Origin of the sequence: Streptomyces sp. CB03234, assembly GCF_001905885.1 — a bacterium.
Lineage (GTDB): Bacteria > Actinomycetota > Actinomycetes > Streptomycetales > Streptomycetaceae > Streptomyces.
The window spans coordinates 12,515-39,178 of the sequence record NZ_LIYH01000007.1 but is presented as its reverse complement, the minus strand read 5'-3'; the positions used below and the strand labels follow the sequence as shown (position 1 = coordinate 39,178).

General features: G+C 73.8%; 18 protein-coding genes. 12 read left to right on the top strand and 6 right to left on the bottom strand.

Annotated features, from left to right (window positions below):
- Positions 1-87 precede the first annotated feature (87 nt).
- The 4 genes from AMK26_RS28690 (at position 88) to AMK26_RS28675 (ending at position 7,209) form a co-directional block, all read left to right on the top strand.
- Complete coding sequence (locus AMK26_RS28690; RefSeq protein WP_073757943.1) at positions 88-1,227, top strand: glycosyltransferase family 4 protein; 1,140 nt, start codon at positions 88-90, stop codon at positions 1,225-1,227.
- Positions 1,224-2,378 (top strand): glycosyltransferase, encoded by a 1,155-nt coding sequence (locus AMK26_RS28685; protein WP_079277864.1) that lies wholly within the window; start codon positions 1,224-1,226, stop codon positions 2,376-2,378. The genes AMK26_RS28690 and AMK26_RS28685 overlap by 4 nt, the downstream gene beginning before the upstream one ends.
- A 272-nt stretch (positions 2,379-2,650) precedes the next feature.
- Positions 2,651-3,571: an SGNH/GDSL hydrolase family protein gene (locus tag AMK26_RS28680; protein WP_443333197.1), complete on the top strand. Its 921-nt coding sequence runs from the start codon at positions 2,651-2,653 to the stop codon at positions 3,569-3,571.
- Positions 3,568-7,209 (top strand): hydantoinase B/oxoprolinase family protein, encoded by a 3,642-nt coding sequence (locus AMK26_RS28675; RefSeq protein WP_073757939.1) that lies wholly within the window; start codon positions 3,568-3,570, stop codon positions 7,207-7,209. The genes AMK26_RS28680 and AMK26_RS28675 overlap by 4 nt, the downstream gene beginning before the upstream one ends.
- Here the strand turns inward: AMK26_RS28675 and AMK26_RS28670 are convergent.
- The 4 genes from AMK26_RS28670 to AMK26_RS28655 are packed head-to-tail and all read right to left on the bottom strand — an operon-like array spanning position 7,193 to position 10,747.
- Positions 7,193-8,059 (bottom strand): biotin-dependent carboxyltransferase family protein, encoded by an 867-nt coding sequence (locus AMK26_RS28670; RefSeq protein WP_073757937.1) that lies wholly within the window; start codon positions 8,057-8,059, stop codon positions 7,193-7,195. The two genes, AMK26_RS28675 and AMK26_RS28670, sit on opposite strands and share 17 nt — an antisense overlap.
- Positions 8,056-8,682: a 5-oxoprolinase subunit PxpB gene (gene pxpB, locus AMK26_RS28665; protein WP_073757935.1), complete on the bottom strand. Its 627-nt coding sequence runs from the start codon at positions 8,680-8,682 to the stop codon at positions 8,056-8,058. Before pxpB ends, AMK26_RS28670 begins: the two co-directional genes overlap by 4 nt.
- On the bottom strand, positions 8,679-9,443 hold the full coding sequence (locus AMK26_RS28660; RefSeq protein ID WP_073757933.1) for a LamB/YcsF family protein: 765 nt from the start codon (positions 9,441-9,443) through the stop codon (positions 8,679-8,681). Before AMK26_RS28660 ends, pxpB begins: the two co-directional genes overlap by 4 nt.
- 23 nt (positions 9,444-9,466) lie before the next feature.
- Positions 9,467-10,747, bottom strand: coding sequence for an MFS transporter (locus AMK26_RS28655; protein ID WP_073757931.1), 1,281 nt, complete (start codon positions 10,745-10,747; stop codon positions 9,467-9,469).
- 151 nt (positions 10,748-10,898) lie between these two features.
- On the opposite strand from AMK26_RS28655, the gene AMK26_RS28650 reads away from it, so the two are divergent.
- The 4 genes from AMK26_RS28650 (at position 10,899) to AMK26_RS28635 (ending at position 19,445) form a co-directional block, all read left to right on the top strand.
- Positions 10,899-11,627, top strand: coding sequence for a GntR family transcriptional regulator (locus AMK26_RS28650; protein WP_073757929.1), 729 nt, complete (start codon positions 10,899-10,901; stop codon positions 11,625-11,627).
- Between the two features lie 106 nt (positions 11,628-11,733).
- Entirely contained in the window at positions 11,734-13,260 is a 1,527-nt protein-coding gene (locus AMK26_RS28645) for a hypothetical protein (RefSeq protein WP_073757927.1), read from the top strand.
- A gap of 597 nt (positions 13,261-13,857) precedes the next feature.
- The gene (locus AMK26_RS28640) at positions 13,858-14,751 is read left to right on the top strand and encodes a hypothetical protein (RefSeq protein ID WP_073757925.1); all 894 of its coding nucleotides are present in this window, start codon (positions 13,858-13,860) and stop codon (positions 14,749-14,751) included.
- Between the two features lie 32 nt (positions 14,752-14,783).
- A complete protein-coding gene (locus AMK26_RS28635) occupies positions 14,784-19,445 on the top strand; it encodes a hypothetical protein (protein WP_073757923.1) in 4,662 nt (1,553 codons plus the stop codon).
- A 241-nt stretch (positions 19,446-19,686) separates the two neighbouring features.
- Here AMK26_RS28635 and AMK26_RS28630 read toward each other — a convergent pair whose 3' ends face one another.
- Positions 19,687-20,106 carry a hypothetical protein gene (locus AMK26_RS28630; protein WP_073757921.1) on the bottom strand — a complete coding sequence of 140 codons (420 nt, stop codon included), beginning with the start codon at positions 20,104-20,106 and terminating at the stop codon, positions 19,687-19,689.
- 372 nt (positions 20,107-20,478) lie between these two features.
- Between AMK26_RS28630 and AMK26_RS28625 the strand changes: the two genes are divergently transcribed.
- The 4 genes from AMK26_RS28625 to AMK26_RS28610 are packed head-to-tail and all read left to right on the top strand — an operon-like array spanning position 20,479 to position 24,602.
- Positions 20,479-23,136, top strand: a complete 2,658-nt coding sequence (locus AMK26_RS28625; protein ID WP_073757919.1) for a sensor histidine kinase — start codon at positions 20,479-20,481, stop codon at positions 23,134-23,136.
- The gene (locus AMK26_RS28620; RefSeq protein WP_073757917.1) at positions 23,133-23,570 is read left to right on the top strand and encodes a roadblock/LC7 domain-containing protein; all 438 of its coding nucleotides are present in this window, start codon (positions 23,133-23,135) and stop codon (positions 23,568-23,570) included. The genes AMK26_RS28625 and AMK26_RS28620 overlap by 4 nt, the downstream gene beginning before the upstream one ends.
- 11 nt (positions 23,571-23,581) lie before the next feature.
- Positions 23,582-24,010, top strand: a complete 429-nt coding sequence (locus AMK26_RS28615; protein ID WP_073757915.1) for a DUF742 domain-containing protein — start codon at positions 23,582-23,584, stop codon at positions 24,008-24,010.
- Positions 23,991-24,602: a GTP-binding protein gene (locus AMK26_RS28610; RefSeq protein WP_073757913.1), complete on the top strand. Its 612-nt coding sequence runs from the start codon at positions 23,991-23,993 to the stop codon at positions 24,600-24,602. Before AMK26_RS28615 ends, AMK26_RS28610 begins: the two co-directional genes overlap by 20 nt.
- 386 nt (positions 24,603-24,988) lie before the next feature.
- On the opposite strand, the gene glpK is transcribed toward AMK26_RS28610, so the two are convergent.
- Complete coding sequence (gene glpK / locus AMK26_RS28605) at positions 24,989-26,494, bottom strand: glycerol kinase GlpK (protein WP_073757911.1); 1,506 nt, start codon at positions 26,492-26,494, stop codon at positions 24,989-24,991.
- Positions 26,495-26,664: the final 170 nt, after the last annotated feature.

Sequence of the window (26,664 nt, the reverse complement as noted above, 5' to 3'; positions counted from 1 at the left end):
CACGTGCGGGCAAACGCTCATGGGACGTTCCCCGCACGGAAAGATCCAAGTCGGCGGAGCCACGCCGGGCGCGACGACAACACCCGTATGCGTGTCGTCATCGTCACCGAATCCTTCCCTCCCGACATCAACGGTGTGGCGCACTGCGCCCTGCAGACCGCCCGGCACCTCGCCGCACGCGGCCATGACCCGCTCGTCATAGCCCCGGCCGTCCCCACCGTCCCCACCGTCCCCCCGGGCGCCGTCGACGCGGACGCCCCCTGCCCGGTCGTACGCGTCCCCTCCCTGCCGCTGCCCGGCTACCCCCAGGTCCGGGTGGCGCTGCCCAGCAGGCGGGTGGCCGCCGCGATCGCCGCCCACCGGGCCGACCTCGTCCACCTGGCGAGCCCCTTCGTGCTCGGGGTACGCGGCATGGCGGCCGCCACGCGGCTCGGGCTGCCGGCCGTCGCGGTCTACCAGACCGACCTCGCCGGCTACGCCCGCACCTACATGGGGGCGGGCGAGGGCGCCGCATGGCGGCGGCTGCGCGCCGTGCACGGCGCGGCCGACCGGACCCTGGCCCCCTCCACGGCCGCCGTCCGTGACCTGGAGGAACACGGCGTGGCGCGGGTACGGCTCTGGCCGCGCGGCGTCGACACCCTGCGCTTCAGGCCCGAGCTGCGGGACGCGGCGCTCCGCCGGGAGCTGGCGCCCGGCGGAGAGGTGCTCGTCGGGTACGTGGGGCGGCTCGCGCCCGAGAAGCGGGTGGAGCTCCTGGCCGGGGTCTGCGGCCTGCCCGGCGTACGGGTGGTCGTCGTCGGCGACGGGCCGAGCGAGGGCGCGCTGCGGGCCGCCCTGCCCGGCGCGGTCTTCCTGGGGCGCCGTACGGGCGACGAACTGGCCCGGATCTTCGCCTCCCTGGACGTGTTCGCGCACACCGGCCCCTATGAGACGTTCTGCCAGACCGTCCAGGAAGCGATGGCCGGCGGAGTACCCGTGATAGCCCCGGCCGCCGGCGGCCCCCTGGACCTGGTCGGCCACGGCCGGACCGGCCTCCTTGTGCCCCCGCACGACACGGGTGCCCTGCGTACCGCCGTGGCCACCCTGGCCGCCGACCCCGCCCTGCGTGCCGCGTACGGGCGCGCCGCGCGGGCCGCGGTCCGGGACAGGACCTGGGCCGCCGTGGGCGACCAGCTCATCGCCCACTACGGCGAGGTGCTGGGGGAGCGGACGGTGGTGGCGGCATGAGCCTGCGCATCGTACGGCTGACGAACTTCGTCACCCCCTCGTCCGGCGGTCTGCGCACCGCGCTCGACGAGCTCGGGCGCGGCTATCTCGCCGCCGGTCACGAACCCGTCCTGGTGATGCCGGGGGAGGACGACAGCGACCGGACCACCCCGCAGGGCCGCGTCATCACCCTGCCCGGGCCCGTCCTGCCCGGTACGGGCGGCTACCGCGTCCTGGCCGACCGGCGGCGGCTGCGGCGGCTCCTGGAGGAACTGGCCCCCGACCGTCTGGAGGTCTCCGACCGCACCACCCTGCGCTGGACGGGCGAGTGGGCCCGGCGCGCCAGGGTGCCCGCCGTGATGGTGTCCCACGAGACGGCGGACGGGGTCCTGCGTACCTGGGGGGTGCCGTCCGGCCTGGCCGCGCGGGCGGCCGACCGGCTCAACCGCCGCAGCGCGTGGGCGTACACCCGGATCGTGTGCACCACCGAGTGGGCGGAGCGCGAGTTCGTACGGATCGGGGCGCGCAACGTGGTGCGCGCGCCGCTCGGTGTGGACCTGCGCCGGTTCCGGCCCGGCCGGCGCAGCGCGGCCCTACGTGCCCGGTACGCGCCGCCCGGCGCCGGCGTGCTGCTCCTGCTCTGCTCACGGCTGTCGGTCGAGAAGCGGCCCGGCACGGCCCTGGAGGCCCTCGCGGAGCTGCGCGCACGGGGCGTCCGGGCGGCCCTGGTGGTCGCCGGGGACGGGCCGCTGCGCGGCGGCCTGGAGCGGCGGGCGCGGGGGCTTCCCGTCCGGTTCCTCGGGCACGTCCCGGACCGCGAGGAACTCGCCGCCCTCCAGGCGTCGGCGGACCTGTGCCTGGCGCCGGGACCGGCGGAGACGTTCGGGCTGTCCGCCCTGGAGGCGCTGGCCTCCGGCACCCCGGTCGTCGCGAGCGCCACCTCCGCGCTCCCCGAGGTCATCGGCGACGCCGGTGCGGCCGCCCAGGACACGCCGGCCGCGTTCGCCGACGCCGTGACGGACGTCCTGGCCCGTCCCGAGGAGCACCGCCGCGCCGCGGCCCGCGCGCGGGCGGAACTCTTCGGCTGGGACCGGGCGGTGGCGGCGTTCCTCACGGCCCACGACGCCCCCGTACACCCGGCCCGCACCCCCGGACCGGAGGTCCCGGCATGACCACCGTGGCGGTCCCCGCTCCCGACGCCCCCGAGGGCCTCGCTACGGACGCCTTGGAAGGCCCCGCCACAGAGGCCCCGCTGCCGCGGGCGCTCCACGCGCGCGTGGCGCCGCTTCCCGGCCCGGTCCGCAGACCCGGCCCGCCCGATGGGCTCCGGGTCCCGGCGGAAGCGCGGCCCGATCCGGCGGCGCCGCCGGCCGGTGACGGGCGCGCCGACGAGCACGGGACGGTGGGCGGACTCGGTCCCGGTCCCAGGCGCGCCGGGGCGACGGTGGTGCGGCGGTTCGCCGCGCTGGGGGACTCGCTGACCGCGGGAGTCGGGGACCCCGTCGGCGGGGTCGGGCGCGGGTGGGCGGCGCTGCTCGCGGGCGGGCTCACGGGCGGGCTCGCGGCCGACGGAGCCGTGGACGCCGAGGGGGACGTGGGGGCCGAGGGCGCCGCGGGGGCCGCGGGAGCCGTGGAGTTCCGTAACTTCGCCGTCAGCGGCGCCCTGACCAGGGACGTCGCCGAATCGCAGCTGCCCCTGGCCCTCGCGTACCGCCCGGACGTCGTCTCCGTCGTCGTCGGCGTCAACGACACCCTGCGCCGCACCTTCGACATCGCCGCCCTCGCCCTCGCCCTGGACCGGGTCTGCGCGCTGCTGTCCGCCCAGGGCGCCGTACTCCTGACAGCCTGCCTGCCCGACCCGGGCGCCATGCTGGGCCTTCCTCCGCCGCTCGCGCGGCCCCTCGCCCGCCGCCAGCGGGCGGTCAACGCCGTCGTGCACGCCCTGTCCGCCCGGTACGGCGCGGTCCACCTGCACATGGCGGACGCCGCCTGGGTCGCCGACCGCACCCTGTGGAGCGCCGACCGGCTGCACCCCGGCGAGCGCGGGCACCGGACTATCGCGGCCCGGTTCCACGCGCTGCTCGCCGAACGCGGCCTCGCGACCGGCACCCCACCGGCCCGTGAGCCACAACAGCCGCCGCCGAGCCGCGCCGACGCGCTGCTGTGGCTGGCCACGGCCGGTACCGGCTGGGTGGTGCGGCGCTGCCACGACCTGCTGCCCCAACTGCTCCGGCTCGCCGGGGCGGAGGTACGGCACTGGGCACGCGGCACCAGCGCACGGCTCGACCAGTGCGCCGAACACGCCCTGTCCGCCGCGCTCGCCGCCGTGTCCCCGGAGGTTCCCCTTGCCAGAATGGGGGAATGACAGGGCGCTGGGAGTTCTGGATCGACCGTGGCGGCACCTTCACCGACATCGTGGCCCGGCGGCCCGACGGGCGCCTGGTCACCCGCAAGCTGCTCTCCCACGACCCCGCGCGCTACCGGGACGCGGCCGTCGCGGGCATCCGGCTCCTCCTCGGGCTCGCGCCGGACGAACCCGTACCGGCGGACCGGATCGCCTCCGTCAAGATGGGCACCACCGTCGCCACCAACGCCCTCCTGGAGCGGCGCGGAGAACCCACCGTCCTGGTGATCACCGCCGGCTTCCGCGACGCGCTGCGCATCGCCTACCAGAACCGGCCACGGATCTTCGACCGCCGCATCCTGCTCCCTGAAGCGGTCTACGACCGGGTCGTCGAAGTGCCCGAGCGTATCGACGCCCATGGCACCGTCGTCCGGCCGCTCGACCCGGTCACCGTGGAGGAGCGGTTGAAAGCCGCTCATGGCGACGGCTTCCGCAGCGCCGCCGTCGTCCTCATGCACGGCTACCGCCACCCCGGCCACGAACTGCGCGTCGCCGAGGCCGCCCGCGTGGCAGGGTTCACACAGGTCAGCTGCTCGCACGAGGTCAGCCCGCTGATCAAGCTGGTGCCGCGCGGCGACACCACGGTCGTCGACGCGTACCTCTCGCCGATCCTGCGGCGGTACGTCGACGAGGTCGCCGGCGAACTCGCCGGGGTACGGCTGATGTTCATGCAGTCCAACGGCGGACTGCGCGAGGCCGCCCACTTCCGCGGCAAGGACGCCGTACTGTCCGGACCCGCGGGCGGGGTCGTCGGCATGGCGCGTACGTCGGAGCAGGCCGGCTTCGGGCGGGTGATCGGCTTCGACATGGGCGGCACGTCCACCGATGTGTCGCACTACGCGGGCGAGTTCGAGCGGGAGCTGGGCACGCAGGTGGCGGGCGTGCGGATGCGCGCGCCGATGATGAACATCCACACCGTGGCGGCGGGCGGCGGCTCGGTCCTCCACTTCGACGGCCGGCGCTACCGGGTCGGCCCCGATTCGGCCGGCGCGGACCCGGGGCCCGCCTGCTACCGGCGCGGCGGGCCGCTGACGGTGACCGACGCCAATGTGATGCTCGGGCGCGTACAGCCGGAACACTTCCCCGCCGTGTTCGGGCCGGACGGGGACCAGCCGCTCGACACGGAGGTGGTGCGCACCCGCTTCACGGCGCTCGCCGAGGAGGTGCGGCAGCACACCGGCACGGCGCGCACGCCGGAAGAAGTCGCCGCCGGTTTCCTGGAGATCGCCGTCCTCAACATGGCGAACGCCGTCAAGAAGATCTCCGTACAGCGCGGCCACGACATCACGCGCTACGCCCTGACCGGCTTCGGCGGCGCCGGCGGCCAGCACGCGTGCGCGGTCGCCGACGCCCTCGGCGTCGACACGGTCCTGGTGCCGCCGCTGGCCGGTGTGCTCTCCGCGTACGGCATCGGGCTCGCCGATGCCACCGCCATGCGGGAGCAGTCGGTCGAGGCGGAACTGGACGGCACCCTCCACGCGCGCGTGGCGGATCTGTGCGACCGGCTCGCCACCCGCACCAGTGACGAACTGCGCGCCGACGGGCTGCCCGACAGCGCCATCGGCACTCACGCGCGCGTGCTCATCCGTTACGCCGGGACGGACGCGAGCCTGCCCGTACCGCTCGCCTCCGCCCAGGCGATGAGCGAGGCGTTCACGGCCGCCCACCGCGCGCGGTACGGCTTCACCATGGACAAGCCCCTGGTGGTGGAGGCCGTAACGGTCGAGGCGGTGGGCCGCGCCGGGCCGCACGGACCCGTCGGCGCCGAACCACCGCCCAGGGAAGAGGGATTGCGGCCACGCGCGACCGTGGCGATGGTCGTGGACGGCGAGCCCAGGGACACCCCGCTCTACCGGAGGGAGGACCTTTGGCCCTCCGACACCGTGCCGGGGCCCGCCATCATCGCCGAGGCCGACGCCACGACCGTCGTCGACGACGGATGGCAGGCCGTCGCGGCCCGCACCGGCCACCTGCTCCTGACCCGGGCCCGCCCCAGGCCGAGCCGTAGCGCCGTCGGCACGGACGTCGACCCGGTCCTCCTGGAGGTGTTCAACAACCTCTTCATGGCGATCGCCGAACAGATGGGCGTACGGCTGGAGAACACCGCCCACTCCGTCAACATCAAGGAACGGCTCGACTTCTCCTGCGCCCTGTTCGACGCGGATGGCAACCTGATCGCCAACGCGCCCCACATCCCCGTCCACCTCGGCTCCATGGGGGAATCCATCAAGGAGGTACTGCGGCGCAACGAGGGCACCATGCGCCCCGGCGACGTGTACGCGATCAACGACCCCTACCACGGGGGCACCCACCTGCCCGATGTGACGGTCGTGACGCCCGTCTTCGGACCGTCCGGCGACCTCCGCTTCCTGGTCGCCTCACGGGGCCACCACGCCGAGATCGGCGGCATCACCCCCGGCTCCATGCCCGCCTTCAGCCGCACGATCCACGAGGAGGGCGTCCTCTTCGACAACTGGCTGCTCGTCCGGGACGGACGGCTGCGCGAGGCCGAGACCAGGAGGCTGCTCACCGAGGCCCCGTACCCGTCCCGTGACCCCGGCACCAACCTGGCCGACCTCCGCGCCCAGATCGCCGCCAACGAGAAGGGCATCGAAGAACTGCGCCGCATGGTCGACCAGTTCGGTCTCGACGTCGTCCACGCCTATATGCGGCACGTCCGGAACAACGCCGAGGAGTCCGTACGCCGGATCGTCGCCACCCTCCACGACGGCTCCTACCGGTACGAGACGGACGGCGGCGCGGTCATCCAGGTGGCCGTCCGCGTCGACCGCGAGCGCCGCGGCGCCGTCCTGGACTTCACCGGCACCTCACCGCAGCAGCCCGGGAACGCGAACGCGCCCACGTCCGTGGTCATGGCGGCCGTACTGTACGTGTTCCGCACGCTCGTCGACGACGACATCCCCCTCAACAGCGGCTGCCTGGAGCCACTGGACGTACGGGTGCCGGACGGCTCGATGCTCGCCCCCGCCTACCCGGCCGCCACGGTCGCGGGCAACGTCGAGACCTCGCAGGCCGTCACCGGGGCCCTGTACGCCGCCCTGGGCGTCCAGGCGGAGGGCTCGGGCACCATGAACAACGTCACCTTCGGTAACGAGCGTGTGCAGTACTACGAGACCGTGGCGAGCGGCTCGGGCGCCGGGGACGGCTTCGACGGGGCCGACGCCGTACAGACCCATATGACCAACTCGCGGCTCACCGACCCCGAGATCCTGGAGTGGCGCCACCCGGTCCGGGTGGACGCCTTCGCGGTACGGGACGGCAGCGGCGGACGCGGCCGGTGGCGGGGCGGCGACGGCGTCGTACGGCGTATCCGGTTCCTGGAGCCCATGACGGTGGCCCTGCTGACCGGGCACCGGAGGATCCCCCCGTACGGCATGGCGGGCGGCGCTCCGGGGGCGCTCGGCGAGAACGCGGTGGAGCGGGCGGACGGCACCGTCCAGAGGCTGGACGGAGTGGACGTGGTGGACGTCGGCCCCGGAGACGTCCTGGTCGTCATGACTCCGGGGGGCGGCGGTTACGGGCGCCCTGCCGGTTCCGCCGGTCCTACCGGGACTACCGGATCTACCGGATCGGGATGAACCGGACGGGCGTCCCCGGCACGGCCTGGGCGGCCGCCGCCAGGTCCCGCTCCCGGACGACGGCCACCACCGGATAGCCGCCGGTCGTGGGATGGTCCGCGAGGAACACCACCGGGCGCCCGTCCGGCGGCACCTGGACGGCGCCCAGGACCATGCCCTCGCTGGGCAGCTCGCCCGCCACGCCCCGCTCCAGGGGTGGGCCTTCGGTGCGCAGCCCTATGCGGTTGCTCGCCGGTGACACCCGGTACGCGCGCGTGGCGAAGGTACGGAGCGCCGACCTGGTGAACCAGTCGTCGCGCGGGCCCAGTCGGACGTGGAGCACCAGCTCGCCGGGCGGCCCCGGCCAGGGCACGGTGTCGCACGCGGGCGCCCTTCGGGACGGTTCCGGCCCCAGCGGCAGCACGGCGCCGTCGGTCAGGGGCGCCGGCCCGAGCCCCGACAGCAGGTCCGTGGAGCGGCTGCCCAGCACCGGCTCGGCGGCGACACCCCCGGCGAACGCCACGTACGAGCGCAGGCCGCGCACCGCGGCGCCCACCTCCAGCACGGCGCCCGCGGGCACGCGTACCGCAGCGCCCCACGCCACCGGCCGTCCGTCCACCGTCACCCGGCACGGCGCGCCGCCCACCGCGACGGTCACCGCGCGGCGCGGGCGCACCGCGCACCCGTTGACGGTCGTCTCCAGCACGGCGGCGTCCACCGGGTTGCCGACCAGCCGGTTGACGAGGCCGCTCGCGTACGGATCGAGGGCGCCGGAGCGGGGCACGCCCAGGTGCGCGTGACCGAAACGGCCCCGGTCCTGCACGGTCGTCAGCGCCCCGGCCCGTACGACGGCGAAGGCCCGGTCGGTCATCGGCACTCCACGCCCTGCGGCACGAACCGCACCCGCGTCCCCGGGGACAGCAGTGCGGCGGGCTCCCTCGCGGGGTCCCACAGCACCGCGTCCGTCGTCCCGATCAGCTGCCACCCGCCGGGCGACGCACGTGGGTACACGCCCGTGTACGGGCCGGCCATCGCCACCGAGCCCACCGGGACGGCCGTGCGGGGAGTGGCCCGCCGGGGCACCTCGTACGCCGCCGGAAGGCCCGTCAGATAGCCGAAGCCGGGCGCGAACCCGCAGAACGCCACCCGGAAACCGGCCGCCGAGTGGATCCGCGCCACCTCCTCCGGCGTCACGCCCCACAGGGCCGCCACATCCGGCAGATCGGGCCCGTCGTACCGGACAGGTATCTCGACGGCCGGTTCCACGCGCGCGTGGAGCGGCTCGACCTCCCACCCGGAGACGAGCGCCGCCAGCCGCCCGGGCTCCTCCACGCCGTCGAGCAGCACCGTCCGTGCCGCCGGAACGATCTCCGTCACGGCGGGCAGGGCACCGGCCGCCCGGCGGCGCAGCAACTCGGCGTGGAAGGCCTCGGTCTCCTCGCCGCTGTCGAGCTCGACGAGCAGCGCCCGCTCGCCCACCGCCAGGGTCCTCATACGAAGGCCCCCACGCGGACGCCCGAGGCCTCCAGCTCGGCCCGGACGCGCCGGGCCAGGTCCACCGCACCCGGTGTGTCGCCGTGCAGGCACAGTGAGCGGGCGCGCACGGCCACCGAGCGTCCGCAGCGGGAGGTGACCACGCCGAACCGGGCCATGGACACGGACCGTTCCACGACGGCCGCCGGGTCGGTGACGACGGCGCCCTCCTCGCGGCGCGGCACGAGCGTGCCGTCGGCGATGTACGCGCGGTCCGCGAAGGCCTCGGTGACGACCGGGAGCCCGGCCTTCTCGGCCACCTCGTGCAGCCGGGAGCCGGGCAGGCCCAGCAGTGGGAGCCGCTCGCCGGTCAGCAGCACGCCGTCCACCACCGCCTGCGCCTGCCCCTCGTCGTGGACGACACGGTTGTAGAGCGCCCCGTGCGGCTTCACGTACGACACCCGTACACCGGCCGCCCTGGCGAACACCTCCAGGGCGCCGATCTGGTACGCCACCTCCGCGGCCAGCTCGTCGTACGGCACGTCCATGGAGCGCCGTCCGAAGCCCGCCAGGTCCCGGTAGGAGACCTGGGCACCGATCCGTACCCCGCGCTCGGCGGCCAGCGCGCAGACGCGCCGCATGGTGACGGCGTCCCCGGCGTGGAAGCCGCAGGCCACATTGGCGCTGGTGACGACCGACAGGAGCTGTTCGTCGTCCGTCAATTGCCAGCGCCCGAAACCCTCTCCAAGGTCGGCGTTCAGGTCGATCGAGGCCCAGGTCATGGTGGTGTCTCCTTCCGCATGCGTTACGCGAGCTCGCGGCCGCGTGTCTCGGGCAGGCCGAGCAGGGCCAGGACGGCGATGCCGTAGCCGACCGCGCCGAAGACCAGCGCGCCGCCCACGCCCCAGCTGTCCGCGAGGAAGCCGACCAGGGTCGGGAAGAACGCCCCGACCGCCCGGCCGGTGTTGTACGTGAATCCCTGGCCCGTGCCGCGTACCGCCGTCGGGTAGAGCTCGGCGAGGAAGGAGCCGAACCCGCTGAAGATGGCCGACATGCAGAAGCCGAGGGGGAAGCCCAGGACGAGGACGAGACCGTTCGCCCCGGCGGGGATGTTCGTGTACGCGAGGATGCACACCGCCGACAGGAACGCGAAGATGACGATGTTGCGCTTCCGGCCCAGCCGGTCCGTGAGGTAACCACCCGTCAGGTACCCGAGGAACGCCCCGGATATCAGGAACGTCAGGTAGCCGCCCGTACCGATGACGGTCAGCCCTCGGTCGGTCTTCAGGTACGTCGGCACCCAGGTGGCGAGCGTGTAGTAGCCGCCCTGGACCCCGGTGGAGAGCAGCGTCGCGAACAGCGTCGTCCGCAGCAGGCCAGGCCGGAAGATGGCCGTGAAGGAGCCTCGTTCGCTGCTCGACTTGCGTACCTCGGCGGCGTGCGGCGCGTCCTCGACGTTCCGGCGGACCCAGATCACGAGCAGGGCCGGCAGGGCGCCGGTCCAGAACATCACGCGCCACGCGGTGTCGGGGTCGAGGAAGTGGAACACCAGCGTGTAGACGATGACGGCGAGCGCCCAGCCGGCCGCCCAGGCGCTCTGGATGCCGCCGAGCGTACGGCCGCGGTGCTTGGCGGAGGCGTACTCGGCGACGAGGATCGCGCCGACCGCCCACTCGCCGCCGAAGCCGACGCCCTGAAGGGCACGGAAGACCAGCAGCGTCTCGTAGTTGGGCGCGAAGCCGCACAGAACGGTGAAGAGCGCGTACGTGATGACCGTGATCATCAGCGCCTTCACGCGGCCGATCCGGTCGGCGAGGATGCCCGCGAGGATGCCGCCGACGGCCGACACGACGAGTGTGACGGTGGTGAGCAGGCCGGTCTGGCCGCTGTTGAGGCTGAAGTAGGCGGAGATCGCCACCATGCTCAGGGGCAGGGTGAAGAAGTCGTAGGAGTCCAGGGCGTAGCCGCCGAACGCGCCGCCGAAGGCGCGCCGGCCGCGCGGGCCGAGCGCACGCAGCCAGGCGAACGCGCCGGTGTCTTCGGGCACTTCGTCGGGGGAGGTCCGGGGGGTCTGGGTCGTGCTCATCTGCACCTCGCAGAGGAGAGCGGGAACCGTACGGTGTCCCCACGGTAAGGATTGTTGAACGATCCGACAAGGGATTCGTTCCCTCGTTCTTGCTTCCACGGTTTCTTCTACGATGAGCGGGGTGGCAGCGGACGGACGGGAAGAGGGCGTTGTGGGCACGACGGGCTCCGAGAGCGAGCGGGGCGGCGGACTGGCGGACGACCGGGCGCTGCTGGGGCGTACGAGCACCGCGGAGCGGGTCGCGGACATCCTGCGCACCCGTATCGCCGAGGGTTTCTTCCGGCCCGGCACGCGGCTCTCGGAGGACAGCATCGGCGGCGCGCTGGGGGTGTCGCGCAATACGTTGCGCGAGGCGTTCCGGCTGCTCACGCACGAGCGGCTGCTCGTCCACGAGCTGAACCGCGGGGTGTTCGTACGCGTCCTCGCCGTCGACGACGTCGTTGACATCTACCGCACGCGGCGGCTCGTCGAGTGCTCCGTCGTGCACGACCTGGGCGAGCCGCCGTTCCCGCTCGACGGGCTGACCCGGGCGGTGGCCGACGGGGAGCGGGACGCGCGCGAGGGTGACTGGAAGGGCGTCTCCACCGCCAATATCCACTTCCACCGGGAGCTGGTGGCGCTCGCCGGCAGCGCCCGCATGGACGAGCTGATGCGCGGCGTCCTCGCCGAACTCCGCCTCGTCTTCCACGTGGTGGACGACCCGCACGCGCTGCATGAGCCCTATCTCATTCGAAACCGGGAGATTCTGGACGCTCTGCGGGCGGGGGAGCGGACCAAGGCCGAACGGCTGCTCGCGGACTACCTGGACGACTCCCGCGAGCAGTTGGTCCAGGTTTATGCTCATCTGGTCGAAACCGACCCACCGACGGTCACTGGCTGACACCGGCTGACACACGACCGCCCCGTGCGAGGGCCGGCCGGCAGGCCCAAGGGGGCCATCTGCGCCGTTTCGACCGTTGTCAGTGCGAGGACCTAATCTGTGCAGCGTGACTTCGCCTGCCTCGACGGAATTCGTTCCGCCCCAGCTCAGCGCGGGGCCGCGGCCCGCACAGGGCCCGGCCGCCGACGAAGGGCTCGCGCGGCGGCTGCGCGCGCTCGCGTGCACCGCGCCCCTGCACGACCTGGACGCGCGCAAGGCGAACCTGGCGGGGGAGTACTCGACGTACGCCATGGCGGAGGTCGCCCTCGCCGCGATCGACCTCGTCACGCTCAACATGGACTTCGACACGGGCGCCGACCACGAGCAGATCGTCGCCCGGCTGCTGCCCAGGGTCGCCGCCCAGGCCCCGCAGCGGCCCGCCGCCGAACACGAGCGGGTGGCCCGCTGGGTGCTGGAGAACCTGATCAACGTCGGCAGCGTCGACCGCGGCTTCCGCGCCGTGTACGGCACGTTCGGCACCGACGGTGTGTACGTGCGTCGTGACTACGACTTCAAGCTCATCGAGGAAGTCCCCGGGTACGGCGGCGCCGTCTACCTCCGTACGACGGACGAGGCGGTCAACGTCCTCGTCGGCGCCCTCGACACCGATGTCACCAGCGCCCAGATCGCCGCCGAGGTGAAGCTGGAGGTGCTCATCAGCCGCGGCCGGCTCGCCGACGCCCAGCTCGCCGCCGAACAGGCCCGGTACCGCACCGTGCAGTACGCGGAAACGCTCCGCAAGACCCTGGAAGCCACCCGGCGCAATGTCCGCGCCGTCGACTGGCTCAGCGCCGTCCCCGACATGATCGACGAGGCGCTCGACCACGTCGCCGACCGCTACCGCCACGAGAACGCCATCCTCACCAACATCCGCAAGGCGCGCGACGAGGCCGAGGACCACGAACACAAGCGGCGCGCGGCCGAGCTCGTCGACATCGTCAAGGACTGCATCCGCCGCCACACCCAGCTCCAGTCCCGGCTCCTGGAAGCCGGACCGCTGTTCCGGGCCGAACAGGACCGGCAGGCCTTCGCTCAGCCCACCGCCCGCGCGGGACTCGACCTGTACGGCCAGCTGGTCGCCCCCGTCCTGCCGCTGCCGGTGGAGCGGGCGATCAAGGTCACCGACGCGTATTTCGCCCACGGCACGGGCCTGCGTACCCCCGGAGCGGTACGGATGGGAGACCTGGTCGACCTGCTGCTGACCCCGCCGGTGGAGCGGGAACACCTGGGCGCCGAGATGCCCGAGCCCGACCTGATCGCGACACCCGACGACAGCCGGTTCAGCGAGGAGCAGCTGGCGAGCGCCATGGAGCTGCTCGACCTGGAGCACGACGCGCCCCGCCGGCTCTCCGGCCTGCTCGCCGAGGCCCGCCGCCGCGACCCCGAACTGCCCTACCTGGTCGCCCTGCTGGCCGTACACGCGGCCAGCCCGCCGGTCGGTACGGCCTACCGGCAGGGCGAGGAGCGCCTGCTGTTCGCCGTCGACGACGGCACCGAACTGGACGACCCGGAGTTCGGCGGTGCCGACCTGATCGTCGGCACCGCCCTGCTGGACGCGGCAGGCATGGCCGCCGACCGCACGGACGCGGCATGACGCGCGCGGCCGCCCGTGCGGGCCGGCGGGAGCATGGGCCCGCTCGCCGCCCGCGCCCGCCAGCCCTGGGACACGTCGGTTCTTGCGGCCGGGTCCGTCGTACGCCGTTTCGCGTTGTGGCCAGTCGTCCGGCTATGGCGCGCGTCCCCTCGTTGTGGGGCAGTCGGCCCGCTCGGGGCCCGTTGTGGGCAGTCGTCCCGCACGGCGTGGGGGTCCCCTGCTCGAGCGAAGCCGAGAGCTCGGGGCAGGGTGGTCACAACGGGACCGGGGCGGTGCCCTTTCCCGGTTCGCCCTGGGGCCGTGCCGTTCCGGGTTCGGGGCCGTGCCGTTCCGGGTTCGCCCCGGGCGGCGGCGGCGCCCGGCCGGGGCGGGCGGCCATGCCCGGTGGTGGGGGCGGGGCCCCTCCGGGCTCACCTCCTCGAGGCCGGTGGCCTTGGGTTTCGAGTCGGGGAGCCCAAACCTCGCCGCCAACCTGTGCGGGGGCGACCCTGCACTGCCCCACCCCGGCCGGATGCCGGGCGCGGGCGGCGAGTCCCTGATGCCCCGCGTGACGCGGACCGTCCACACCATCCCCACCCGTACCAAGGAGCCCCAGCCGTGAGCGACCACCACGCCGAGCACACCGACGCGTGGAGCGAGCCGGACGCGCCCCAGCCGGCCGCGTCGGGCACCGTCACGCCCGCCGACGCGGCCGACGCCGCACGCCTGGTCGCCTTCGGGCTCCAGCCCAAGCTGCTGCCCGCACGGGACGCCGAGTACGCCGACCTGCTCCGCCGCTACCGAGAGGAACCCGCCTTCGCGCGCGTCGCCGACGCCGTCGCCACCGGCCTGGGCCTCATCGTCCTGGAGGTGTCCCCGCGCGCGGGGATGGCCGTCACCGCCGCCGAGGACTCGGTCTTCGCCGTCCGCATGGGCGACTACGCCCGCCGCGCATCCACCGACTCCGGCGACCGGTTCCTGCACGGTCTGGCCCACCTCGCGGTCGCCGCCATGGCGTTCCCGCGCCCCGAGGACCTGGCCGACGACGGGTACATCGGCCGCATCACCGTGAACGGTGTCGACGCCTTCGTACGCCAGGCCTGCCGGAGGCTGGAAGAGCGCGCGGAGGAGCAGGGGGAGAACACCGACCCCGTGACCGACGCCCCCGGGCTGGAGGCCGCCTGGCGCATCTACGCGCGGCGCAGCGCGACCGGCGCCACCAAGGACGCCCGCCGGCTCGCCGGGTCCACCACCGGCATCATCGGCAAGGCCGTCGCCTTCCTCACCGACTCGGGGTTCCTCCAGCGCACCGGCGACGAGGGCGGCGGCTCGTACCGCACCACCGCCCGCTATCAGCTGCAGGTCCGTGACATGGCGGGCAGCGCCGCCATGGCCGAGCTGCTGGAGCTGGGTGTCGTCCCCGTCACCGACGGCTCCGCCACCCTCCTGCCGCCGCCCGAGGGCGACGACCTGGAGCTGGCCGCCGACGCGGGCCTGCCCTTCCACGCGTAAGTACGACAGAACACGACTGAGAGTCCGCCGCCATGTACGAGCTGTCCCGGGTCCGCCTCTACTCCATCGGGCCCGCCGGTGCGCGTTACGCCGACACCGTGCTGGACCTGCGCGGAGTGGGTGCGCCCGTGCCCAACCCCGCCCCCACCCAGGCGGAGTTCTTCGAGGAGGAGCCGGTCGGTCCGCCGCGCCGCCCCGCGCCCGCGGGCGTGCTGTTCCTGGAGAACGGCGGCGGCAAGTCCGTCCTGCTCAAGCTGATCTTCTCGGTGATGCTGCCGGGTCACCGGAACACGCTGGGTGGCGCCAGCTCCGGTGTGCTGCGGAAGTTCCTGCTCGCGGACGACTGCGGGCACGTCGCTCTGGAGTGGCAGCACACGCTGACCGGCGAACTCGTCGTCGTCGGCAAGGTGAGCGAATGGCGGGGGAGGCAGGTCTCCAACGACCCGCGCAAGTTCGCCGAGGCGTGGTACTCCTTCCGGCCGGGGCCAGGGCTGAGCCTGGACAACCTGCCCGTCGCCGAGGCCACCTCCGTACGCCCGCCCGCCGAAGGCATCTCCGGAGCCCAGGGCCGCCGCCGCACCATGAAGGGCTTTCGCGACGCCATCACGGAGGCCGGCAAGGCGTACCCGCACCTGGAGGTGTACTGGGAGGAGATCCACGACCGCTGGAACGAACACCTCGGGGACCTGGGGCTGGACCCCGAACTGTTCCGCTACCAGCGGGAGATGAACGCCGACGAGGGTGAGGCCGCCGGCCTCTTCGCGGTCAAGAAGGACTCCGACTTCACCGACCTGCTGCTGCGCGCCGTCACCGACACCCGGGACACGGACGGCCTCGCCGACCTGGTCAGCGGCTTCGGCAACAAGCTCGGCCGCCGCGCCGAACTGACCGCCGAACGGGACTTCACCGCCGGCTCCGTCGACCTCCTCGGACGGATCGTCGAAGCGGCCGACACGCGCGCGCGTGCCCGCGACATCCACGCCGGCGCCGAGCGCCGCACCCGCACCCTGGCCCGCCGCCTCTCCGCCCGCGCCGCCGAGGAACGCGGCCGTACCGCCGAACTGGCCCAGCAGGTCACCGCCGCCGCCCACACCGTCACCGAGGCCGAGCAGGCCCGCGCCCGCGCCTCACTGATCGCCGCCGAACTCGCCTACCGACACGCCTCCCTGGCCCTCACCGCCGCCGAGAAGGGCGCCGCCGCCCAGCGCCGCGAGCTGTCCGACGCCCGCACCCTCCATGCCGCGTGGCAGGCCGCCGAGGCGGTCCTCAGGCACCGCGCCGCAGCCGACCGCTCCGCGCGCGTGGCCGCCGCCATCCGCGAGGCCGAGCGGGACGCCGCCCCCGCGCTCGCCGCCCGCGCCAAGGCCGCCGCCGACCTCGTGCGGGCGCTGCACGCGGCCGCCGAGGAGGGCGAGCGGCACGCGGGCGAGGAGGAGGAGCGTTCCGCCGCCCTCCAGGAGGCCGGCGAGACCGCCCACCGCGACGCAACCGCCGCCGCCACCGAGGCCCAGCGCGCCCGAAGCGAGGCCGGCCACCTGCGCCAGCGTCTCGCCGAGGTGGAGCAGGAGACCGCCGAAGCGGTACGGGCCGGCTGGCTCGACGACACCGCCCCGGACGCCGACCCGGCCCGCGCCGCGCTCGCCGCCAGCGACGCCGAGAAGACCACCGTCGCCGCCTGGGACGCGGCCCGCGACGCCGCCCGCGCGGCGGCAGAGCGCGCCCGCGAGGCCGCCGCCGCCGAGTCCCGCGCCGAACTGGCCGCCGCCCGCGCCGCCGACGCCGCCCAGGCCGCCGAGAACGCCTACCAGGCCGAGCGTCGCGCCGCCGAGTCCCTCGCCGCCGAGGAACGCCTCGCCGAGCTGCTGAGCCTGCCGGGCGCCGCCAAGCCCGCCGTGCCCCAGCCCCGCCACGGCGGGGAGCCGGACGAGGCGGCGGCCGCGCCCGTACGGGCGGCCCAGGGCCCCCTCACGGTCGAGGAGTTCGACCGGTACGCGGACGAACTGCGCGACCTCCTCGACCAGGGCATCGCCTCCGCCGAACGCAAGCTCTTCGAGCTGCGCACCGCCGCCGCCGACGACTCCCGCATCCTCGGCGCCCTCGGCGACGGCGGGCTCCTGCCACCCGGCCCCGACGTCCTCGCCACCGTCGAGTACCTCGGCGAGCAGGGCATCCCCGCCCTCCCCGGCTGGCGCTACCTCGCCCAGGCCGTCGACCCCGCCGACCACGCCGCCGTGCTCGCCGCCCGCCCCGAGCTGGTCGACGGTGTCGTCATCACCGACCCCGTCTCCTACGCCAGGGCCCGCGAGGCCCTCGCCGGCGCCGCCCTGCTGCCGCGCTCCGCCGTGGCCGTCGGCACCGCCGCCGCACTCCTGGCGCCCGTACCGAGGTCGGCCGGCACGGACACGGACACGGACGTGTTCCTCGTCCCGCCGAACCCGGCCATGCACGACGAGCACGCCGCCGACGAGGAGCGCCAGGCCCTGCGCGCCCGTGCCGCGGCCCGCGACGAGGAGATCCGTACCCTCGCCGCCCGGCTCACCGGCGACCGGTCGCTCGCCGCCCGCATCGGCTCCTGGCGCGCCGACTGCCCACCCGGCATGCTGACCGAACTCGCGGAAGCCGCCGCCACCGCGCGCGTGGCCGCCGAAGCCGCCGAGGCCACGCTCGCCGAAGCCCGCACCGTACGTGCCGAGGCGGACGAGGCGGCGGCCGACACCGCCCGCGTGCGTGACGAGCGGCAGGAAGCCGCCCAGCGGGCCCGCCGCGTCGCCGACGCCCTCGCGGGCCTGGCGTTCCGGCTCCGCGAGCGGGCCGGCTGGCAGGCCAGGCTCCGCGAACTGGCCGACGAGGCCGCCGAGTACGAGGCCCGCGCCCAGACCTGCCTGGAGCGCGCCCGCGCCGCCGACGAGGACCGCCGCGCCGCCCAGCGCGCCGCCGACGACGCGCACCGCACCGCCCGCGCGCTGCGCGCCGAGCGCGCCGAGATCGCCGGCGCCCCCGAAAACCTTCCGGAGGAGGACGCCGACGCCCCGCGCGTACCGCTCGCCGCCCTCCGCGAGGCATACCGCGCCGCCTCCCAGCTGTACGAGAAGGTCGGCGTCGGCGCCGACCTGCGCGCCGAGCAGGCCCGAGCCGAGAGCGACGAGAGCGCCGCCCTCGCCGAGCTGGACCGGCTCACCAACAAGGTCCGTACCCGCGCCGCCCAGCTCCTGGAGAGCCCCGACGGCGCCGACGGCCCGTCCCGCCAGGCCGCCGCCGCCCGCGCCGAGTCCCTGGTCCAGATGCTGGAGTCCCGCGCCTCGGAGGCCAGCGAGAAGCTCGGCCGGCTGCGTGGCGAGGCCGAGCGCCTGGCCCCCGTGGACGGCGAGTCGCACACCGACCTGCCCGAGGAACTGGTGCCGGCCGACGCCGACCACGCCCAGTCGCTCCTCCGCACGGCCACCACCGAACTGGCCACCCGCACCGACGCGCTGGAAACCGCCCGCGCCGTCCACGCCCGGCTCCTCCATGCCCACCGCGCCGCCGAGGACGCGGCGGGCGGCTTCGACGAGACGGCCGCCCTCCTCCGCGACCTGCTCAGGGAGCACACCGACGAGGACCAGGAGACCCCCGAGACGTACCCCGGCAGCCTGGACGAGGCGCGCCAGTCCGCCGCCGAGGCGCGGCGTTCCCTGCGCGGCTGCTCCGCCGACCTGTCGGCCGCCGACGCCGCCGTACGCGAAGCCTGCGACATCCTCGTACGGCACGCCAACTCCACCCGCTACGAGCAGGTCCGCACGCCCGCCCGGCAGCAGATCCGCGAACTGCCCGCCTCGGCCCTGCCGGAGCACGCCGCCAAGTGGGCCGATGCCTTCGCGCCCCGGCTGCGCGTCCTCACCGACGAACTGGCGCAGCTGGAGCGCAACCGCGACTCGATCGTCGACCGGCTGCGCGGCCTGGTCGAGTCCGCGCTGACCACTCTCCGCTCGGCACAGCGCCTGTCCCGGCTCCCCGAGGGCCTCGGCGAATGGTCGGGGCAGGAGTTCCTGCGGATCCGCTTCGAGGAGCCCGACCAGGCCACGCTCGTCGAGCGGCTCGGCGAGGTCATCGACGAGGCGACCCGCGCCGCCGTGAAGAAGAACTCCGACCTGCGCCGCGACGGCATGTCCCTGCTGCTGCGCGGCGTCCAGGCCGCCCTCCAGCCCAGGGGCGTGGCCGTGGAGATCCTCAAGCCCGACGCGGTGCTGCGCGCCGAGCGGGTCCCGGTCGGGCAGATGGGCGACGTCTTCTCCGGCGGCCAGCTGCTCACCGCCGCCATCGCCCTGTACTGCACGATGGCCGCCCTCCGCAGCAACGACCGGGGCCGCGACAAGCACCGGCACGCCGGCACGCTGTTCCTCGACAACCCCATCGGCCGCGCCAACGCCACGTACCTGCTGGAACTCCAGCGGGCGGTCTCGGACGCGCTGGGCGTGCAGCTGCTCTACACCACCGGCCTCTTCGACACGACCGCGCTCGCCGAGTTCCCGCTGGTCATCCGGCTGCGCAACGACGCGGACCTGCGGGCGGGCCTGAAGTACATCAGCGTGGAGGAGCACCTGCGCCCCGGACTGCCGCAGCCGCCCGCCGACGGCGAAACGGTGGTCCACGGCGAGATCACCGCCACCCGCATGTTCAAGCGCACCCCGGACCCGGAGGCGGCGATCGCCGACTAGGTGACCGGCGCGGCGGGGCCGCAGCGCCCGCGGGCCCCGCCCGCGCGCCGGTGTACGAGCGGTCCCCCGCGAGCGGGCCCTCGCGAGCGGTGCGGCCGCCGAGCCCCTCAAACGGCGCGACGCGAGCAGACCGCCGCGCACGCGCCCCATCGGGGAGCCGGCTCGTGAGCACCGGCGCCGCTCGCCCGCCGCCCCCACAACGAGCCCGACATCGGGCCCGAGAGCCCCCGGGTGTCGCGCCTCAGGCTCGCGACAGCCGGTTGTCGCCCGCGCCCCGCCGGCCCCGTATACGCGCCGCCTCGCGAGCCTCCGCCCGGGCCTCAGCCCGGGCCACCCGCCGCGCCCGGCGCCGCTCCCGCCGCAGTTGGCGCGCCGTACTGCTGGGCGTCGACACGACACCGTGGCGCTGGTTCCACACCTGCCGGGTCACCCACACATCCAGCACGGCCCACGTCGCCACCACCGTGCTGCCGACACTGCACAGCACCATCGGGAAAGCCAGCCAGGACGCCGTGAGCGTGCAGAAGAACGCCACCACCGCCTGTATCAGCGTCAGCGCCGCGATGATCACGGCACGCACCGCCGCCGTACGCACCGGGTCGGGGAGCCTGCTCCTCCCCACCGGCTCTTCCACCCACAGTTCGCGCCGTGCCGTCTCCATCGAACCGCCACTCCCCACCACTGACCGTCTTCAGGGTGGCTGCCCGTCTTGAGCCGCTTTACGCCGACAGTTCTTGCCTCCCCGTACAGAAAGACGAACGACCGACGGTGAAGATTCCCCCGGAACGGGCAATTCCAGCCAACCGCCGCCCAGTCCGCAGTGACGCTCTGCCAGGTGTCATCCACCACACCGCCAATTGTCAACTCCCCGAATACCAGGACAACTCATGATCTGCGCCGCACGGTCCGGCTGAAAATCGCCCGGACGTCCCTTCGAGTTGTCCGTGATGCAGTAGTAGGCTCACGCCGTTTATTGATGTGTTGATGTGTTCACCCACGCCGGACGGCAGGGCGGGTGCGAGTGGGGGAGGCCATGCGCTTTCGCGGGAAGTCGATCCGCAGGAAGATCGTGGCGTTGCTCCTGGTGCCGCTCCTCTCCCTCACCGGCCTATGGGGATTCGCGACACTCATCACCGGCCGCGAGGCCGGCCAACTCCTGGACGTCGGCTATATCGTCGACAAGGTGGGCCACCCCCTCGAGGAAACCGTCCGCGTCATCCAGAAGGAACGCCGCCAGACCCTCGTCTACCTGGCCGACCCCCGCGCCTCCGACGCCCTCCCCACGCTCCGCCGCGACCGCGCCGCCACCGACCGGGCCATCGCCAGGATCCGCGCGAACGCCAACGACCCCGGTGTCGTCGACGCCCTGAACACCCAGGCGGCCGGCAGGCTCACCCGCCTCCTCGAAGCCCTCGACGACCTCACCTCACTGCGCCGCTCCGTGGAGAACCGCGCTGTCGGCCGCATCCAGGCGCTGGATTTCTACAACCGCCTCGTGGACCCCTGCTACAGCTTCCTCACCAATCTCCACGCCCTGGAGAACGTGGAGATGGACAAGCAGGGCCGCGCCCTCGTCGGCATCGTGCGTGCCCGCGAGATGCTGTCCCGCGAGGACGCCCTGGTGGTGTCCTCGCTCATCAGCAAGAGGATCACCGCCCAGGAGATCCGCGCGATCTCCGACCTCGTCGCCCACCGCGAACTGCTCTACGAGGTCAACCTGGAGCTCATGCCCGGCTCCGAACGCGAGGTTTTCCAGGCCTATTGGCGCAGCCACGACACCGAACCCCTGCGTGACGCCGAGGACGAACTGCTCGCCGCCGGCGCCACCGACGACCCCCGCGCGCTCGACGCCGCGCGCTGGCAGGAACTGACGAACCCCGTCCTCGAGGAGCTCGCCCGCGAGAACACCGAGGCCGGCAACCGCTACCAGGACCGCGTCGAACCCGCCGCCCACAGCGTCCTGCTCAAGGCGGGCGTCGCCGGAGTGCTCGGCTTCCTCGCCCTGCTCGTCTCGGTCGTCGTCTCCGTACGCATCGGGCGCGGCCTCGTGCGCGACCTGCGGCGGCTGCGCAAGGAGGCCCAGGAAGTCTCCGGCGTACGGCTGCCGAGCGTGATGCGCCGCCTCGCCGCCGGCGAACACGTCGACGTCGAGACCGAAGTGCCCCGCCTGAAGTACGAGAAGGACGAGGTGGGCGAGGTCGGCCATGCCCTCAACACCCTCCAGAGGGCAGCCGTGGAAGCCGCCGTCAAACAGGCCGACATGCGCCGCGGCGTGTCGGAGGTCTTCGTCAACCTCGCCCGCCGCAACCAGGTGCTGCTCCACCGCCAGCTCACCCTCCTGGACACCATGGAGCGGCGCACCGAGGACACCGAGGAACTCGCCGACCTCTTCCGCCTGGACCACCTCACCACCCGTATGCGCCGCCACGCCGAGGGCCTGGTGATCCTCTCCGGAGCGGCCCCCTCACGGCAGTGGCGCAAGCCGGTGCAATTGATGGACGTCGTACGCGCCGCAGTTGCGGAGGTCGAGGACTACGAGCGCGTAGAAGTGCGGCGCCTGCCGCGCATCGGCGTCGGCGGCCCCGCGGTCGCCGACCTGACCCACCTCATCGCCGAACTCCTGGAGAACGCCACCGTGTTCTCCCCACCGCACACCGCCGTCCACGTCCACGGTGAACGGGTCGCCAACGGCTTCACCCTGGAGATAGACGACCGTGGCCTCGGCATGGCCCCGGAGGCCCTCCTCGACGCCAACCTGCGCCTCGCGGAGACCCCCGAGTTCGAGCTCTCCGACACCGACCGCCTCGGCCTCTTCGTCGTCAGCCGCCTCGCCCAGCGCCAGAACGTCCGCGTCTCGCTCCAGCCCTCCCCGTACGGAGGGACCACCGCGGTCGTGTTCATACCGGCCGCGCTGCTCACCGACGCACCCGAGACCCAGGGCGCCGGTTTCCGGCTGGACCGCAAGGGCGGCAAGGACGCCCCGCACCGGCGCGCGGCGCTCTCCAAGGCGCACTCCGGCCTCTCCGCCGCCACCGGCCCGTCCGTCCTCGACGGACCGGTCGAACTGGAGGCCCCGGTCGGCGCCCTCGGCCTCGACGACCGGCTCGCCGACCTCTCCGACCTCGACGACCGGCTCGGCGACCTGGAAGAGACGGAGAGCGAGCGCGGCGGACTGTTCCGCGCCCGGCCACCACTGCGCCCCGTCGCCGGCCCCCACACCGACCACGAGCAGCACCAGCAGGCCGCGGACAACCAGCCACCCGGGCGCCCGTCCGGCGGCCTCGTCCCACTGCCCCGCCGCAAACCCCCCACGCTCGTCGCGGACCGCGGCAGGCGCCTGGACGAACGCGGCCGCGCGCACCCGGCGCCCGGAGCCAGGCCGACGCGTGCCGCCGCCCCCACCGACCCCGCGCCGCCCGCCGACGACGCGACCATGCTGCTGCGCGGCCTTCCCCGCCGCGTACGCCAGGCGAGCCTCGCCCCCCAACTGAGGGAGGCGGCCGGACAGCCGGTGGTGGTGGACAAGGACACCGGTCTCGACACCGAACGCGAGGCGGAAGAAGTACGCAGCCGTATGGCGGCGATACAGCGCGGCTGGCAGCGAGGGCGCCGGCAGAACGCCGAAAGCACCCCGCACGCCCGCCGCGGCGAAACAGCACCAGGAACGACACCGGAGGGGGACGGTCGATGACCGCACCGAACGCCGCAGCACCCAACTCGACCGGCTCGACAGGCGAGCTGAACTGGCTCCTCGACGAACTGGTCGACCGGGTCGGCTCCATCCGCAAGGCACTGGTGCTCTCCAGCGACGGCCTGGCCACGGGCGCGTCCAAGGACCTCAGTCGCGAGGACAGCGAGCACATGGCGGCCGTGGCCTCCGGGTTCCACAGCCTCGCCAAGGGCGTCGGCCGCCACTTCGACGCGGGCCGCGTCCGCCAGACCGTCGTCGAACTGGAGGACGCCTTCCTCTTCGTCACCGCGGCGGGCGACGGCAGCTGCCTCGCCGTGCTCGCCGACGCCGACTCCGACGTCGGGCTCGTCGCGTACGAGATGACGCTGATGGTCAAGCGCGTCGGGGCCCACCTCGCGACAGCACCTCGGACCGGACTGCCCGCAGGAGGGTGAGGGGGGATGCGATGAGCGACGCAGCACGGCAGCAGAGCCGGCACAGACGCCGGGACCGCCAGGAGCCGCACCACTGGTTCGACGACGATGCGGGCCCGGTGGTCCGCCCGTACGCGATGACACGCGGCCGTACCAGCAGCGCCACCCGCCACCGCCTCGACCTGATCGCGGTCGTCGTCCCCGAACCCGCGGCCGACGACCCCGGCCGCGACCAGACGCTCTCACCGGAGCACGTGGAGATCGTCGAGCGGTGCAGCGACTTCCCCCAGTCGATCGCCGAGCTGGCCGCCGGGCTGGACCTCCCCGTAGGGGTGGTCCGTGTCCTGGTCGGTGACCTCGTCGAGGACGAACTCGTCCATGTGACCCGTCCCGTTCCGCCGGCCGAACTGCCGGACGTCAGCATCCTCCGTGAGGTGATCAATGGCCTTCGGGCGCTCTAGCACCGGCCGCAAGAAGCGACCGGTCGAGCCGGTGACCCTGAAGATCCTGGTCGCGGGCGGGTTCGGGGTGGGCAAGACCACGCTGGTGGGCGCGGTCAGCGAGATCCGGCCGCTGCGCACCGAGGAGACCCTCAGCGAGGCGGGCCGTCCGGTCGACGACCTGCACGGCGTCGAAGCCAAGTCCACCACCACGGTCGCCATGGACTTCGGACGCATCACGCTCCGCGAGGACCTGGTGCTGTACCTGTTCGGTACGCCGGGACAGGGCCGGTTCTGGTTCCTCTGGGACGAGCTGGCACAAGGGGCCCTGGGGGCGGTGGTGTTGTGCGACACCCGCCGCCTGGAGGACAGCTTCGCTGCGATCGACTACTTCGAGCGGCGCGGCATCCCCTTCGCGGTGGCCATCAACTGCTTCGAGGGCGCGGCCCGCTTCCCTGCCGCGACGGTACGGGCGGCACTCGACCTCGACCCGGAGGTGCCGCTGCTGATGTGCGACGCCCGCGAACGGGAGTCGGTCAAGGAGGTCTTGGTCGCCGTGGTCGAACACGCCCTGACCATCGCCGCCCGCACCCGCGAGCCGGTCACCACCTGACCGACCAGCGGCCCGTGCCCCCACGGACGGTCACGGGCCGCGGGCCCTCACGCGGCCCTCTACATCCCCCCGGAGGCCCGCGCCAGGCACCATGCATACGGACCGCCCCGGGCCCGCCCCTCCAGGCACCGCCTGTACGCCACCGCCTGGGCCCGCGCAGGCAACGCGCTTACGCCTCCGCCTGGATCGCCGCGCCTCCAGGCACCCGCCTGTACGGCACCGCCGTAGGGCACCGCCCCAGGCCAGTGCCAGGCCCCCGCCACGGGGCCCGGCTCCTACGCGCCGTGCTGCGACGCCCGGCCCGCCAGGCCGGTCCTGGCCATCCGCCCGCAGGCCATCCGCCCGCAGGCCATCGCCCGCAGGCCGGCTCCCGCAGGGCGCCCCCGTCAGTCGCCCCCCTCCCAGCCCAAGCTCCGCTCCACCGCCTTGCGCCAGTTGCCGTACTCGCGCTCCCGCACGGCGGCCTCCATGCGCGGTTCCCAGGCCGCGTCGCGCTGCCAGTGGGACTTCAGCTCGTCCAGGCCGGCCCACACGCCCGTGGCGAGCCCGGCCGCGTAGGCCGCGCCCAGGCAGGTGGTTTCCGAGACCTTGGGCCGGATCACGGGCACGCCCAGCACATCCGCCTGGTGCTGCATCAGCAGGCCGTTGACGGTCATCCCGCCGTCCACCTTCAGGGACGTGATCCGGACGCCCGAGTCCTGGTACATGGCGTCCACGACCTCTCGCGTCTGCCAGCTCGTCGCCTCCAGGACGGCACGCGCCAGGTGTGCCTTGGTGACGTACCGGGTCAGGCCGGTGACGACACCGCGGGCGTCGGAGCGCCAGTACGGCGCGAACAGCCCGGAGAACGCGGGCACGATGTACGCGCCGCCGTTGTCCTCCACGCTCGCCGCGAGCGTCTCGATCTCGTCCGCGCTGCGGATGATGCCGAGCTGGTCCCGGAACCACTGCACCAGCGCGCCGGTGATCGCGATCGACCCCTCCAGGCAGTAGACCGGCGCCCGGTCACCGATCTTGTACCCGATCGTGGTGATCAGCCCGCTCTTCGAGGCAACCGGCCGCTCCCCGGTGTTGAGCAGGAGGAAACTTCCCGTGCCGTACGTGTTCTTGGCGGTGCCCGTGTCGTAGCAGGCCTGTCCGAAAACCGCGGCCTGTTGGTCGCCGAGCGCCGACGCGACGGGCACGCCCTCAAGCTGCCCGACAGCGGTGCCGTACACCTCCGCCGACGAGCGGATGCGCGGCAGCATCACCTCCGGCACGTTCATCGCCTCGAGGATGGAGCGGTCCCAGTCCAGGGACTCCAGGCTCATCAGCATGGTCCGGGAGGCGTTGGTGACGTCGGTGACGTGGACGCCGCCGTCGACACCTCCCGTGAGGTTCCAGATGAGCCACGAATCGATGGTGCCGAAGGCGATCTCGCCCCGCTCGGCGCGGCTGCGCAGCCCGGGCACGTTGTCCAGCAGCCAGGCCGCCTTGGGCCCGGAGAAGTAGCTGGCCAGCGGCAGCCCGGTGGTGTCCCGGAAACGGTCCTGGCCGTCCGCGCCCCCGAGTTCCGTGCACAGCGCGGAGGTACGGGTGTCCTGCCAGACGATCGCGTTGTGCACGGGCTTTCCGGTGGCCCGGTCCCACAGGACGGTCGTCTCGCGCTGGTTGGTGATGCCGAGTGCGCTCAGTTGCTCCGCCCGCAGCCCTCCCCTGGCGAGAGCGCCCGCCACCACGGCTTGGACCTTGGACCAGATTTCCGTGGCGTCATGTTCCACCCAGCCCGGCTTGGGGAAGATCTGCCGGTGCTCGCGCTGATCGACGGCGACGATGGCACCGTCCTGGTTGAAGATGATGCAGCGACTGGAGGTGGTGCCCTGGTCGATTGCGGCGACGAACCTGTCCGTCATGACGAAACCCCTTGTCGCGAGTAAGAGCCGCGTGAGTAGAGCCGCGTGAGTAGAGCCGTGCGGGTGAGCCGCGTGGTCGAGACGCCCGACGAGCCGCCTCCGAGCCGCCTCAGTGAGAGGAGTCAATGGGCCGCGCCCACAAGCCGCGCCCACAAGCCGCTCCCATAGGC